General features: G+C 29.6%; 10 protein-coding genes. 2 read left to right on the forward strand and 8 right to left on the reverse strand.

The annotated features are described in order from the left end of the window. Positions 1–20: 20 nt before the first annotated feature. Positions 21–470, reverse strand: a complete 450-nt coding sequence (locus F7018_RS13665; protein ID WP_150900655.1) for a hypothetical protein — start codon at positions 468–470, stop codon at positions 21–23. A gap of 323 nt (positions 471–793) precedes the next feature. On the opposite strand from F7018_RS13665, the gene F7018_RS13670 reads away from it, so the two are divergent. Next, entirely contained in the window at positions 794–3,838 is a 3,045-nt protein-coding gene (locus tag F7018_RS13670; protein ID WP_150900656.1) for a WD40 repeat domain-containing protein, read from the forward strand. A gap of 32 nt (positions 3,839–3,870) precedes the next feature. Here the strand turns inward: F7018_RS13670 and F7018_RS13675 are convergent, their stop codons facing one another. From F7018_RS13675 to F7018_RS13705, 7 genes are all read right to left on the reverse strand, one after another. Further along, the gene (locus tag F7018_RS13675) at positions 3,871–5,124 is read right to left on the reverse strand and encodes an MFS transporter (RefSeq protein ID WP_150900657.1); all 1,254 of its coding nucleotides are present in this window, start codon (positions 5,122–5,124) and stop codon (positions 3,871–3,873) included. 4 nt (positions 5,125–5,128) lie between these two features. Continuing rightward, positions 5,129–8,026, reverse strand: a complete 2,898-nt coding sequence (locus F7018_RS13680; protein WP_150900658.1) for an FAD-binding and (Fe-S)-binding domain-containing protein — start codon at positions 8,024–8,026, stop codon at positions 5,129–5,131. A gap of 26 nt (positions 8,027–8,052) precedes the next feature. Next, complete coding sequence (locus F7018_RS13685; RefSeq protein WP_150900659.1) at positions 8,053–8,691, reverse strand: Dph6-related ATP pyrophosphatase; 639 nt, start codon at positions 8,689–8,691, stop codon at positions 8,053–8,055. Positions 8,692–8,694: 3 nt separating this feature from the next. Then, positions 8,695–9,153 carry an Lrp/AsnC family transcriptional regulator gene (locus tag F7018_RS13690; protein WP_235275777.1) on the reverse strand — a complete coding sequence of 153 codons (459 nt, stop codon included), beginning with the start codon at positions 9,151–9,153 and terminating at the stop codon, positions 8,695–8,697. A 114-nt stretch (positions 9,154–9,267) separates the two neighbouring features. Further along, on the reverse strand, positions 9,268–10,698 hold the full coding sequence (gene hglS / locus F7018_RS13695) for a 2-oxoadipate dioxygenase/decarboxylase HglS (protein ID WP_150900662.1): 1,431 nt from the start codon (positions 10,696–10,698) through the stop codon (positions 9,268–9,270). Between the two features lie 227 nt (positions 10,699–10,925). Further along, a complete protein-coding gene (locus F7018_RS13700; RefSeq protein WP_150900663.1) occupies positions 10,926–11,762 on the reverse strand; it encodes a GNAT family N-acetyltransferase in 837 nt (278 codons plus the stop codon). An 11-nt stretch (positions 11,763–11,773) separates the two neighbouring features. Continuing rightward, on the reverse strand, positions 11,774–12,865 hold the full coding sequence (locus tag F7018_RS13705; RefSeq protein ID WP_150900665.1) for a bestrophin family protein: 1,092 nt from the start codon (positions 12,863–12,865) through the stop codon (positions 11,774–11,776). A gap of 75 nt (positions 12,866–12,940) precedes the next feature. Here F7018_RS13705 and F7018_RS13710 point away from each other — a divergent pair, with 75 nt between their 5' ends. After that, entirely contained in the window at positions 12,941–15,445 is a 2,505-nt protein-coding gene (locus tag F7018_RS13710) for a M14 family metallopeptidase (protein ID WP_150900666.1), read from the forward strand. The last annotated feature ends 54 nt before the right edge of the window (positions 15,446–15,499 follow it).

Genomic DNA, 15,499 nt, shown 5'->3' on the forward strand with positions numbered 1-15,499 from the left:
TGTTTACAAACAAAAACAATTTATGCAATGGTAACATCAATTTTATAGTTCTTATAGTATTGCATTAGTATAAACGAACAAATTACAGAAGAAGCGATTCCTTCAATAGCTAAGGCAAAAACTACTAAACCTAAACTTAAATTTTGTCCCCAGAAAGAAGTTTTTTCTAGTACAATTAATAAACTAGGGTCAATAAAATCTACATAAATAATTAAACCTATAATGGTAAGTGCTACAGCAACTGCAGAAGTTCCTATACCTATAGAGAAATTATTAAAATATAAAGATTCTTTGTTTCTAAGAATATTTGTTTTGATAGCTCTGTTTATTCCCCAGAGAACAAATCCAAAGTTTAAAACTCGTAGTTCAGAGACATTTTCTAAGCCTAAAATTTTCATTAAAAAGAAGAACACTACAATGCCTGCAAAAATTAACAAAGCATTGTTAATTATTATTTTAGTACTTGTCATAATAGTATATTTAAAATTTATAGAACGTTTAAATATACGTAATAAAGTACTGATAATCAATTTAAAAAGTTGTTTTAGCGTTTTCTGGAGTTTAAAGGTGAGGTATTTATCGAGGAATTAACGTCTAATAATAATTGTGTTTTTTTAGTTAGCATAGCTAAGAAAAAGTTGAGATAATAAAATAATCAAGCTATATTTTTATTACTTTAGTTCTGTATTTTAGATCAAAAAATTTTTCCCTTTTTACTCTAAATTAAAAACACCTATTTATAGGTAGTTTTTATAGATTGATTATTTTATAACTTTATAGAAAGTAAAAAGATATGCTTAGTTTTTTTGATAAAATTGTAAAGAAAATTCCATTTAAAGTTCACGGTTTAGTATTGTTTGGTTTAACAGCTATTATGGTTTTGTTGAATCATTATTTTCATAATGCAATGCTTCAAGAAGAAATGCATGTTCTGTATAGTAATGTGCAATTTGATACAGAAATCCCTTTGTTTGAAGAGTATAAAAGCAGTATTCAAAATTGGAGTTATTACCTATTTTTTTGTGTAGATTTTATTTGGGCTGCATTGTTGCTTTTAATGATGTATAGGGTTTTATGTGAAATCGTTACACCTTATATTTTACGACTTATTACTACTCTTTTTATCTTAGCATATACCGCTGATGTTGTAGAGAATGTATTATACTTATTATATGAAATTGAAAGTGTAATACATGTCCAGAGAGTAAAAGTATTATTGTATGCATTAAGCTTTGTTACCTTTTTATTTAGTGTTATTATCGATCATAAAAAAATAGTTTGGAGATTTATTAAGCATGCTAGGATTAGCTTAGTCTTTATTTTTATTGTTAGTATACTTATTGGTTTTGTAGATCAAGGAGGTGATATTATGATTAGACTTTTTGAAAGTCGTTTTAATTTAATTATTACACTGTTATTGGTGTATTTTGTTTCTATTCCTACAGCACATTATCCAATCTACTTTAAAGGTTCAAAGTACTCAGATACCAATCTCTATGAATATATAATGAGTAGTAATTTTACCATTAAATCTTATATAGGAATTATTTATTTTGTTAAAAGAAAAGGTGTTTCTGTAGTTAAGAATGAAAATGATTCGGATGATAAAGAAGAATTTAAGATGCAGATATTTAGAAGGTGTTTAGGAGTGTTATTTTATGTAGCTTTTATTTATATGATATTAACTGCAGTAGATGAAGCTCATTCTTTACGACTAGCAACTTCAGTTACATTTTTAATTGCTGTGTTTTTATTCTGTTTTGTTTGGTATTTGTCAAAACTAAAATTAGATGCTGATAAATATTTTGAAAAAGAAGGTGAAGAGCAATCAGGAGTTGAAAGTGTAAAAAAGTTTACTAAAATCATAGGTCTTTTTCCTTATTTACTAATGTTAGATATTTTAATGTTGGTTATTGTTGCTTTTACCGCTTCAGCATGGAATAAGCAATTGGTTTTTCTTATAGTAGTTGTTACAATTTTAGCAGCTTTAACTTATGTTTTGTTAACAGTGGGGAGGTCGTATCTAAAATATATCTTTACCAATAAATGGACTATTTTTTTGTTGGAAAGACCTCAAGAATACTTTGAAGAAAAAAGAGCGAAATATTATGAGAATTATAAAGGTAGCTATATTAATTTTTTATCTATTTTCAGTAATAATTCATGGTATCTTTTTTTTATAGCAGTTTTTGGAATTATTTGTGTTTCAGGAATCTTGGTGTTAAATTTTAATTGGAAACTTATCCATAATTTTAATCCAATCCCTCTTTTTTTAATGCTATATCTGTTTTTTTATGGAGCAATCATTATCTATATAAAACATTTCAAATACTATACACAAATGTATAGGAAAACCGTAAGAAGTGGAGTTAAAGAAGGAGAGTTTATAAGAAATGAAAATTTAGATAAAGAAGGAGGTAGGTTAAGATGGAGATTATGGATATATCATATTCCATTTACGTTGTTAGTTTTAACTTTAATAGGTGGGTATACATCATATAAAGGAAATGATTTACATGAGTTGCAAACTATTAAGCAAGATTCTATTAAAGGAATCGAAATTAGCGCTTTTGTAAGTGATATAAAGGAAAAAAAAGAACATTATTTTGTGTCTTCTTATGGTGGAGGTTTAAAATCTAATTTATGGACTATGCTTTTATTGAATAAATTAGATAATACTAATAAGAAGTTCCTGAATAATACAAGGTGTTTATCTGGGGTTTCAGGAGGTTCAGTAGGAATAGCAAATTATACATATATAAAAGCTTTTAATAAAAATAAAGAGAAAGCAATTAATCGGTTAGCAAATTTAAATGGACTTTCCCTTGATGTTTTATATTTAGCAACTGGTGATTTGATAAGAGAGTTTATTCCTAAAAAGTTTAAAGGAAAAGATCGTTCTCATTTTGGAATGCGTCAACACATTTTAGCTATAGATAAATTTAAAGGGAAAGCAAATGATTCATTTACTTTTTATGACCTTTATGAAAAAGTTTATAAAGAAGGTTATTATCCTCCTTTAATAATAAATACAACAGGTACGAATAATAAATACGGGAATGCACTTTCATTGAAGATTAATGGGGGTAGCAAAATTGATGTAGAAAACTATGAAGATATATTTCCTGGAGCTATAAATATTCTTAATTCTGAAAAAGGTAGAGAATTACCTTTTTATACAACTGTATCAACCAGTAATAGGTTTCCTTTTGTAAGTCCAGCAGCAAAAATTAAACAAAAAGGATATTTTTTAGATGGAGGGGCATTTGAAAACTCAGGGCTTTTAAGTGCTTATAGTTTTAAAGAGTATCTAGAAAAAGTTAAGGTGATAAATGATTCAGCTACAGTAAAGTTTATCAATTTTATTAATGCTAAGTCAAATTATATTAGACACTTTGCAAAAGAGAATAATATTAAGGTAGAAAAACTGAACTCTTCTCCAGAGCTTATTGCTGTTTTAAAAGTAGGGGTAGCAATAGAGCATACTCCTAATTATATTAAAGATGTTGTAAATAATAAGGAAGAGACAGTTGATCTTTATTTACCACATTATTTTACATTCAAAGATTTAGAAAACGTACTAGGAGGTAAGCTTCAAAGAGATAAGGATGAATTAATAGGTATAGTTAGACAGATTAATGATAGTAATAAGAGAGTTAAAGAAGCACTAAGAAAGCAAGGTTATAATATAGGTGAAAGAGGAATTGTACAACCAGCTACTGGGAGGTTATTAAGTACTTCTTCTATCTTGTATCAAAAAGCGATGGTGAATCACCACGTTGAAGTAAAAGAAAATATAGCGAAGATTTTCAAAAAAATGAATAAAGAAGAAAAGTGAGATTCTTTAAATTAAAAATAGTTTTTAAATTTTTAGTTCTTCCTATAGATAGTTTTTCTGAATAAAATACTGGCAACCAAACCTATAATCGGTATAATAGCAAAATAGCTAAATAAATTTTGGTATTCGGTAATTGATGGGGTTTCACCAAGCATATATCCAATAAATAACGACATAAAAATATCAGGAGTAAAACCAACTACGGAAATAATTCCTACAAGAGTTCCAGTAAATTGAATAGGAGTTTTGGTTTCTTCTATTATAGCAAAGTATAAACCTCTAAGCGCATAGGTACTTAAAGCCATAAAAACAAAAAACGAAAAAGAAATAAATAAGGATTGTTCTTTAAATGTGCCTAAACCTAAAAAGGTTGAAATAATAATTAAAATAGTAAAACAAGGAAGTATTAGTTTAGAAGGTACAAACTTATCAGCTACCCATCCAATAGTTATACCCGCTAAAGGTCTTAAGTATTGAATAAAAACGGCAAAATAAGTTGCTTTTTCTAAAGAATACCCCCAAACATCTCTTGCATATGTGCCATAAACACCGGTTAGTTTATAAGCGCAATAAGCGCAAAAAATAATAAGAGAATGATAGATAACTTTAGATTTGGTCATTAAAAACAAAGCCTCTTTAAAATTAAATTTAAGTTCTTTAGAATTAGTTGCTTTTTGTTGGTCTTTAGGTAAAGTTTTCCAAACAAAAAACGCTACTAAAAAAACAATAAGTGTAATGGTTCCAATTATATATTGAAGAGTAATTACTTTATTCTCAAAAGTTATTATTCCATTTTCGGGAAAGAAGAAACTTAAGATTCCAGCGCCAGATAAAGCTATCGTCGCAGCAAAAAAACCTCTACCGCCATCTAGTAAACCAAAAGATAAACCTTGGTTGTTTTTGGTTCCCCATTGTCTTGTTGCTTTTATTAAAGCAGCCCAAAAAAGAAAAATAGTTGATATTCCCCAAAATGCATATAGTATTTTTAGAGTGAAAACTGATGGAGTCATAATCATTATGAAACCACCAAAAGCAGTTAAGATTAATGACAGAGATAATAATTTACGAGCTTCCCATTTATCTGCAACAAAACCACCAAAGAAATAAGAGATAACAGCAGTTATCCCATATAAAGCTTGAGCTTCTCCAATTTCTGCATCTGAAATAAGAAAGGCTTCTCTAATGATGGGTTTAAAAACACGCATTAAAATAAAGGGTAATAAAAAAATAGCTTCCCCTGCAATAATCAGGGAAAGCATAGAAGTAATTTTATTTTTGTTTTGCATTTGCCTAAGATAAGGCTTCTTTTAATATGGTAATAGGATGTTTTGCAATTCGTTTTGTTCCGTCATAAATTTGATGACGACAACTAGTACCTGCAGCTACAATTTCTGTTTCAGAAGAACAATTTCTTATTTTAGGAAATAAAGTATCTTCTCCTACTTGCATACTAACTTTATAATGTTCTTTCTCATAACCAAAAGAACCAGCCATACCGCAACAACCTGTATTCATAATGGTTACTTTGTAGTTTTTTGGTATGTTTAAAATAGAAAAAGAGGCATGTGTACTTGATAATGCTTTTTGATGGCAATGACCATGAATTTTAAGCTCTTTTTCATTATTAGTAAAAATTGAAGTATCAATATTTCCTTTTTTCAATTCAGAAGCTAAAAATTCTTCAAAAGTAAATGTGTTTTTAGAAATATTTTTAGCAGCATCTTTATCGTCGGCTAATCGAATATATTCATCTCTAAATGTTAAAATAGCAGAAGGTTCAATACCAATTAAAGGAGTTTCTTCAGTAATTAATTCTTTGAAAGCGTTAATGTTTTTATTTGCAATACTTTTAGCTTCCTTTAAAAAACCTTTAGAGATGTAGCTTCTACCGCTTTCCTCATGTTGAATATGTTTAATTTCGTAACCTAGTTTTTCTAAAACTAAAACTGCGTCTTTTCCTATTTCAGCATCATAGTAATTAGTAAACTCATCATTAAATAAGTATACTACTTTGTTTGATGTTTTTATTTGATGCTTATTTAACCAAGTTTCTAAAGGTTGTTTAGCCAATTTAGGTACTGAACGTTCTGTTGCAACTCCCATTACTTTTTTAGCTATAGTTGTATTTGTAAAAAAGTTTGTAATGGTTGGAAACTTACTACCTAGCTTATTATACTTAGCATTATTGGCAAATAGTTTGCTACGGAAAGAATATCCGTTAGTTTCTTGGTATTGATATAGAAACTCTGCTTTCATAGAGGCTATGTCAACATTACTAGGACATTCTGTTGCACAAGCTTTACAACTTAAACAAAGATCTAAAACTTGTTTTAATTCTTTAGAATCGAATTTGTTTTTAGCGGTGTTATTGGTTAAAACTTCACGTAGCGTATTGGCTCTAGCTCGTGTAGTTTCTTTTTCATTTCTAGTTGCTCTATAACTAGGGCATAAGGTTCCTCCAGCTTCAGGAGATTTTCTACAATCACCAGAACCATTACATTTTTCAGCTAGCTTTAAAATCCCTTCACTGTCAGAAAAATCTTGAATAGTTTTAATTCCTGGTTCTTTTCTATCTACTTCGTAGCGTAAACTTTTATCCATAGGAAAGGCATCAGTAATCTTTCCTTTGTTAAATATATTATTGGGGTCAAAAGCTTTCTTAACTCTACGTAATAATTGATAGTTTTTATCACCAATCATTAGCGGTATAAATTCAGCACGAACAATTCCATCTCCATGTTCACCACTAAACGATCCTTTATACTTTTTTACTAGTTCGGCAGTTTCAGTAGTTATTTTTCTAAATAAAACTACATCTTCCTGTTTCTTTAAATTTAAAATAGGGCGTAAGTGTAATTCACCAGCACCAGCATGAGCGTAATAAACAGCATCCTGCTCATATTTATCCATAATTTGAGTAAACTCCTCAATGTATTCTGGTAAATCTTCCAAGGCAACTGCTGTATCTTCAATACAGGCAACAGCTTTCATATCTCCTACAATATTTCCTAGTAATCCCAAACCAGCTTTACGTAGGTAATGAACTTTGGCTATATCGTCTCCATATACTTTAGGGTAGTGATAACCAAAATTATTAATTTTTAAATCTTCAATAAGTTTATCGGCTAGTATTTCTGCTTCTTCAATAGTATTAGCTGAAACTTCTAACATTAAAACAGCTTCAGGATCACCTTGTAAGAAGAAACGATTTTTTGCTTGCTCTCTATTGTTTTTAGTACAGTCTAAAATTACTTTATCCATCAATTCACAAGCGTACAATTTGTGATTCATGGCAGTAACTGTTGCTTTTAAACTCTCATTTACACTTGTAAAATGCGGACATACCATAATACTTTTAGTAGGAGGGAGGTCGTCCAGTTGAATTGTTATAGCAGTAGAAAAAACTAATGTTCCTTCACTTCCTGATAAGAATTTAGCAGGGTTTAAAGTAGGTTCATTTCCTCCAAATAAATCAGAAGTTAAAAACTCGTCAACAGCATATCCTGTATTTCTTCGGTGAATACTTTCCTTTGGAAATTCTTTTTTTATTTCTTGTTGATTCTCCTTAGAAGTTAATTCATTGTATATAGCTTTATAAATACTTCCTTCTAAAGACTTTTCAAAACGTTTTTGTTTGAATTCATCAGAAGTTATTTCTGAAAAAGTTACTTCACTACCGTCGCTTAATAAACCTTCAATTGCTATTACTTTATCGCGAGTAACTCCATATCTAATTGAAGTACTTCCAGAAGAATTGTTTCCAACCATACCACCAATCATACATCGATTTGAAGTTGAGGTGTTTGGTCCAAAAAATAATCCAAAAGGTTTTAGAAAACGATTTAAATCGTCTCTAATTATACCAGGTTCAACAGTAATGGTTTTATTCTGTTCATCAAAAGTCAATACGTTGGTAAAGTGCTTAGAAACATCAACTACAATTCCATCACCAACACATTGTCCAGCTAGAGAGGTACCTGCTGTACGTGGTATTAATGTGATATTACTTTTAGTAGCAAAATCAATTAATTGTTGTATATCTTTTTTGTTTTTAGGATATGCAACAGCTAATGGGATTTTACGATACACCGATGCATCTGTAGCATATATGTTTTTATGTAAATCGTCGAAAAATAACTCTCCTTCTAGTTTTTTTTCTAAATTTTGTAGCTGTGTATTCTGTATCATGGTTAAACACCTTATGATGTTGTTATTTATTTGTGTAAATAACTATAATGTTCATTTTCAGTAACTGTGTATGAACCTATATTTATTTGACTTTTAAAAAAAGGAGCATTGATTACCATTGTATGGTATTCTCCGTTTTCACCACAAATATCAATATTTAATTTCTTTAATTCTTCAATAATTGTTGAATCTATTACTTTTCCAACCCATTTTTGATTAAAAAAAGGTTTTTTGACCAAAGAAAAAATAACTTCGAATTTATGATCTAATAAGGTAGAAAGTAATTCTGTTCTATTTTTTTTCCATAGCGGGTTGTAAACTTTCATTTCTGATTTTTGACTACACTTTTCAATCCAATTATCATGGTTTTCAATTTCATCAATGTCGCCAGTAATTAAAGTCTCTATATGATATTTAGTTTTTAATAAACTTATAGCGTCTTCATAGCTATTTTGCATTGGAGATTTTACAGTAAGTATTATATGCGGAATTCCAACCGATGTTACTTGTTGTTTAATCAGAGACAAATTATGAGCTTTAAAATCAGGATTCTCTGGAGCAAAAGTTACTAAGTGAGTAATAGAATATTCTTCTTGTTGAGCTTTAAAAAAGGCTAAAGCGCAATCTTTTCCACCGGTCCATAAAACAGCTGCGTTTTTTTTCATAAACTATTCAATTGGAATATTTCTTTTAAAACAAGTGTCAAAACAAATAAAAGTATCGGTACCTGCAACTCCGTTTATTAAATGAACTTTGTCATATAATATTTTTTGCAGATGTTCATTGTCTTTAGCATATATTAAAATGAAAATCGCATAATTACCAGAGACGAAATTACATTCTACAATTTCATCAATTTTTTCTAACTCTTTCATTACATCTTTAGCAAAACGGGCTTCACGTAAACGAATTCCAGTATAGGATTTAGTTTTATATCCTAGTTTCTTTTCGTCTAGGATAAATTCAGCATTTTGAATAACGCCTTCAGAAGTTAACTTCTTTATACGTTGATGAATTAAAGAGTTAGAAACATTGAGTTCTTCAGCTATTTGAGAATATGCTTTACGTGCATCTTTTCGTAGCTTTAGAAGTATTTGTTGGTCTATATAATCAAATTGATTTTTCAAAAGAATAACTTTATTGTGTTTTGATAAAACAAACTTAGTTTAAGTTGTAAAATAGACAATCTCTTTTATGAAAAAAAATATAATTGAAAATATAGAAATGTGACTAAACCTTATTTAAGCGTTTATTTGTGCTAAACATTTCTGAATAGTTTCATCTTGCATGTCTTCATACCACTTCATTAACTTGTACACTGGTTCACCTAAATCTTTTTCAAATAATGATTGATTTGATGTTCCTTCGTATTCACGTTTTGCATCATCAGTACCTAAGTTTGAAGCAAAAATTCCAGCAGCACTTACAGGTAAAAAGTCTTCGTAAACCATAGGTTCAATGGTTAAATAACCATCTTTTAGTAATTGATTCACGTCTGCTTTTGTATATGTTTTGCCTTCAGATATATCTTTTACTTTATCAGTTGTGAAATAATGGAAGTAGGCTAATTCTTTAGCTTGTAATTCGTTATAAGTATCAGGGAAAACTTTAAAGTTTTCTAGTAATAGTTGGTTGTATTCATCAGCATTTTCTGCAGTTGGAGAACCACCAATAGCTTTACGTGTTTTGCCTAATAACTCATTATATAAATCTAATCCTTTTTGGGTAACAGCTACACCACGTTGTTCAATTTCACCAAAACGAGCTTTGTGTTCTCCCATTTTTTCATTTCCAACATCTCCTTTAAAAGTTACTTTTTCAGTTAATGCTTTGAAACTTGTTTGACGTAATAAAATTGGGCATTTTCTAGTAGGTGGTCCTTCAATATTGTCTTTTGGAGGTATATTACGAGCTTCCATGCTTGTTTGTACTTTGTCAATATCTAATGATCTAGGTGTAAGGTGGTTAATGTGAGGTCCTTTAAAAGCAACTACATCTGCAATTAACCTGTGTTGATTTAATAATGCTTCGTACATTTCATAATCTACCGTAGCAGTATCATGCCATCTAAAAGTTTCTAATGCTTCTTGAACAAAAGTTTCAGCATCTTCTTTATTTAATCCACCTTCTTTTTCAGATTTGTCAATTAACTCTAATGCCTTTTCTGTAAAAATCTGACGCTTTTCTAAAATAGTTTCAACATTTTTACGAAGTTGCTCGTCATCAATTAAATCTAAACGTAATAAAGATGTAAAAACTCTAAAAGGAGCTTGATTAAGAGCTGTGTTTTCAATAGCTCTAAAGGCCGTTGAGTGAACAGGAACACCAGCTGGAGCTAAATCATAGTACCCAACAGGAAACATTCCCATAACTTTAAATAAACGTCTCATAGTAAATAACTCATATGGTTTACCTAAACGAATAGCACCATGACGTTCCATATTTAAGCGAGTTATTTCTCCTGTATTTGCCAATTGTTCTTCAATATCTTTAGATTCAGAAAGAACATTGTCATTAATATCATGAACCAAATCAAGTAATTCACCGTAAAGTGGTACTTCGTTTTTATACATATCAGACATGATCGTAGAGAAGCGATTACGAATGTATTCTGGCGAGACAAATGTCTTGGTAGTAGTATTAGAATTTTCTAATATGTTTTTTGATGACATAATTTATTAAATTTTGTTACAAATTAAATAAATTTAATCTTTTTGAGGTTTATTAAAAATAAAATTCACTCTAAAACGAAGTGTTTTGTGTTTGTTTGGTTTTATAAACAGCTTTTTTTATAAAAAAAAACTATTTTGATTAAAAAAGAACTTCTTAAAAAATCAATTTGACATTATTGATAAGTGAAAATTATTTTAACTATCTTTTTGTTTTGATTTTTAGAGGTTTATGGGTGTGGTTGGTCAATTTTTAAATTCATTTCAAATTGATCAATAATGTTTTTAAGCCCAATATTATTGAGGGCAATAATTTTAGAAGAAAGCCTTGTGTCAACGTTGTTTATTTTAATAGTTTCTGATAATTTTTTAATACCAGAGAAAAGTCTTTCCCAACCTATATTTGAATCGTTTAATAAATCAAATTGAGCCAGATAATTTTGTTCTGCATTGATAATAAAGAAGGATTCAGGTATATCATTATACATTATTTGAAAAAATTGATAGTTTCCTCTTGTTATAGACTCTTTTTGATTATCCCAAGAATAGTATGATTGATTTGGAAGTTGATTCCAGTTTACATTCTTTAAGTCTGTTTCTTTTAATTCATATTCAAGTGAACTATCTGTTTTTATTTGCCCTCTATAGCATTTGTAGGTTTTAGAAGTAGTGAAGCCAATATTTTTATATAAATGAATAGCTTTTTTATTTTCTGTAATAACTTCTAAAGAACTTTGTTGAATGTTGTTGGTTTTAAATTCTATGAGAGCATGTTTGTATATGGATTGAATTATTTTTTTTCCTCGATATTCAGGAGTTACACCAGTACCAGTATTAAAAGCTATTAATGTTCCATTTCTTTCATCAATAGCATGAATTATAAATCCAACTAACTTTTCTCCATCAAACATGCCATAAGAAAATTCAAAATCAACCTTAGCTGCTTTCCATCTTTCCTGATAATATATTTCCTCTTTAGGCATGGGAACAAAATAGTTTTCAAAAGCTAACAAGAAGCATTCAATAATTTTTTCAAATGGGGTAGTAGATAAATTTTTTACAGTCATTATAGGGGCTTTTATAAAACAATATCATTATTCCATTTATAAGGTTCTGGAATATCAGTATCGTCTATTAATTGTCGGATATCTATTTCTATACCTCTACTCATGTTTGTAATAGGGACATCATTCGGGCCTCCCTCAAAAGGATTTTCAGAGTTTTCACCAATAGCTTCCATAGAGTAAAATACCCATGCGATTAGTGTACTAAAAGGAACAGAAAACCATTCGAAATGACGGGAAATAAATACTTGAACTTTATGCATAATTGCTGTTCTAGATTGATGATTAGCTAAGGTTTCAGTAATTCTATCACCTAAAGCTTCAAATTCTTGCATCATACCATAAGGTAAAAGAATAATGAATACCCAAACAAACATAAAGTTTAAAGTAGCAAATTGACGAGGGTATGGAAAGTTCTTAATACGTTCCGATTTTCCTTGTAAAGTATATAATTCAACAATTATTTTTTCAAGTTCCATATGTCGAAAATTATCTATGAATCCTTCATTATAAAGTTCTTTGATTCGTCTAGATTGAATTCCTAATAATTGAGAAGCTTGATTTCCTTTAGCAAAAATCTCATTGTATTCGGTTTCAGAGATATAAGGTGAAATAGCTTCTTTGATTGGAACGTTATCTTCAAATACATAAACATTTTTTTCTCTAAACTCTCTATTAGATTTGCTAAGTTTAATATGATTTTCCCAAGGCTTGTCTTTACGCATTTGGTAGCGTAATGCGGTTAGCCAAGCAACATGTCTATGAACCAATTCTCTGTGAATATTTTTTAATTCACTAGTAGTTATTTGATCATTTTTAATAAAGTCTTTTACCATAACAGTAAAAGATCTAGAAGTGTTTACAATACCACCCCAAATTTTACGAGCTTCCCATAATCTATCATAAGAAGCGTTATTTTTAAAACTTACAATAAAAGAAACAGCGGTACCCAAAACACCTAAAGGAAGCCATGGTACATATAACCATTTCCATCCCATAACGTCAAATAAAAATACGGGGATAAGACTAAGTAGTATAAAAACATAAATATACCTTCTAGTCCATCTTAGCATCCCTTTAATTGGGTAAGTTTTTTTAGTGTACATAGAAACCAGTTAGTTAGTAGTCAAAAATAACGTTTTTGATTTAATATATTTGTGAGTCTATCAAACAACAAATTCATGAAAAAAGTTTTTCTATACTTAGTATTATCTCTATCGGTTTCAGTGCTAGCTCAGCAAAAAGTAGATTTATCATATTATTTGCCAAGTGATGTGAGTTATGATAAAAATATACCAACTCCAAAATCTATTATAGGGCATGAGGTAGGAGAATGGCATATTACTCACGATAAATTAGTGTCGTATATGAAAGCTTTAGCAAAGGCTTCAAATAGAGTAACTATTGAAAATAGAGGAGAAACTTATGAAGGGAGACCTTTACTGTTACTGACAATTACAGCGCCTAAGAATCATCAAAACTTGGAGGGGATAAGGGAAAAGCATATTGAAATAACAGATAATGCTTCAATAAATGTGTCTAATCAACCAATTGTTGTGTATCAAGGATTTTCAATTCATGGAAATGAACCAAGTGGTTCTAATGCAGCATTAGCAGCAGCATATTATTTAGCAGCAGCTCAAGGTCCAAAAATAAATGAGTTATTGAATAATACAGTAATTTTATTTGATCCATCATTAAACCCAGATGGATTACAACGTTTTGCTTATTGGGCAAATACAAATAAAGCAAGTAATATAAATCCAGATCCAAATGATAGAGAGTATCATGAAGTTTGGCCAGGAGGAAGAACCAATCACTATTGGTTCGATATGAATAGAGATTGGTTACCTGTACAGTTGCCAGAGAGTACAGCAAGAATTAAAACATTTCATAAATGGTTGCCTAATATTTTAACAGATCATCATGAGATGGGGACGAATTCTACTTTCTTTTTTCAACCGGGAATTCCAAGTAGAACAAATCCATTAACGCCTCAAATGAATCAGGATTTAACAAAGGAGATTGCAACTTATCATGCGAAAGCTTTTGATAAAATAGGATCAACATATTATTCTGAAGAAAGCTTTGATGATTTTTATTATGGAAAGGGGTCAACATTTCCAGATATCAATGGAAGTATAGGGATTTTGTTTGAACAAGGAAGTTCACGTGGACATGCACAGGAAAGTGATAATGGAATATTAACTTTTCCATTTACAATTAGAAATCAGTTTACAGCAACATTATCAACATTGGAAGCTGCTAAAAATATGCGAAAAAAAATCTTGAAATATCAACAAGGTTTTTATGAGGAATCAAGGAAGTTATCAGAAAATAAGGCATTTGTATTTGGAGATGAAAAGGATGCAATCAAAAGTTATCATTTAGCTGAGGTATTAAAAAAGCATAAAGTAAAACTTCATGAGTTAAAATCTGATTTAACAGTTAATGGAAAATATTTTAAAAAAGGATATAGTTATGCAATACCAATGAATCAGAAAAATAATCGATTGGTAAAGGCAATGTTTGATGTGAGAACTACCTTTAAAGATAGTCTGTTTTATGATGTTTCTGCTTGGACATTTAATCATGCATTTGGAGTGGATTTTGCTAAAAATGTTTCGTTGTCTAAAGTGGGTAATGAGATACTTGATTTAAAAAAGAAATCGGGAAGTATTCAAAATAAAAGCACAGTAGGGTATTTATTTGCTTGGAATGAATATGAAGCACCTAAGGCTTTAAATGAAATTTTAAAAAAGGGACTAAGAGCTAAAGTTGCAATGAAGCAGTTTAAAAACAATAACAAACTATACGATTATGGAACTATTTTTATTCCTGCACAAAATCAAAAATTAAATAATGCTGAATTGTTTACTTATTTAGAAAAAGTTGCAATGAAAAATCATATTGAAATAACAGGTGTTTCAACAGGTTTGAATGATGGTATAGATTTAGGGAGTAGAAACTTTAGAGTTGTAAAAGAACCAAAAGTAGCGATGTTAGTAGGAAAAGGAATAACAAGTTATGATGCAGGTGAAATCTGGCATTTGTTAGATCAACGTTTTGATATGCAACTTACTAAACTAGACATGTCTTATGCATCAAGAGTAAATTTAAGTAAGTACACTACTATTATAATACCTAATAGCTATTCAATAGATAAGAATTTAGAAGGAAAGTTAAGAGATTGGGTTCGCAAAGGAGGTGTATTAATAGGATATAGAAATGCGGTTAACTGGATGTCTAATAAAGGATTTATTTCATTACAATTTAATAAACCTAAAATGGATACAGTGAAAAATGTATCATTTGAAAATCGTTCATTGCAGTCAGGAGCACAAGTTATCGGAGGTGCAATTTTTGAAGCTTCAATAGATCGTTCACATCCAATAAGTTTTGGTTATAAAAATAATAAGATAGCATTGTTTAGAAATACTAGACAATTCATTCAACCTGATAAAAAAAGTTATAATAATCCAATTCAATATACAAATGCCCCATTATTGAGTGGATATATTTCAAAAGAAAATTTAAAGGAATTAAAGAATACAGTTCCCTTTAAATCTCAGCGTTTAGGGGCTGGAAAAATAATTGTATTTACTGATAATACAAATTTTAGAGGATTTTGGTTTGGAACAAATAAATTGTTAATGAACGCTATATTTTTCGGGCGCTTGATGTAGATTGGGTGTTTTTAAAACTCTGTTTTTTAGCTTGTTACTTTTTTGTGTAAAGTT

The sequence above is a fragment of the Tenacibaculum aiptasiae genome (assembly GCF_008806755.1).
In the GTDB taxonomy this organism is placed as follows: domain Bacteria; phylum Bacteroidota; class Bacteroidia; order Flavobacteriales; family Flavobacteriaceae; genus Polaribacter; species Polaribacter aiptasiae.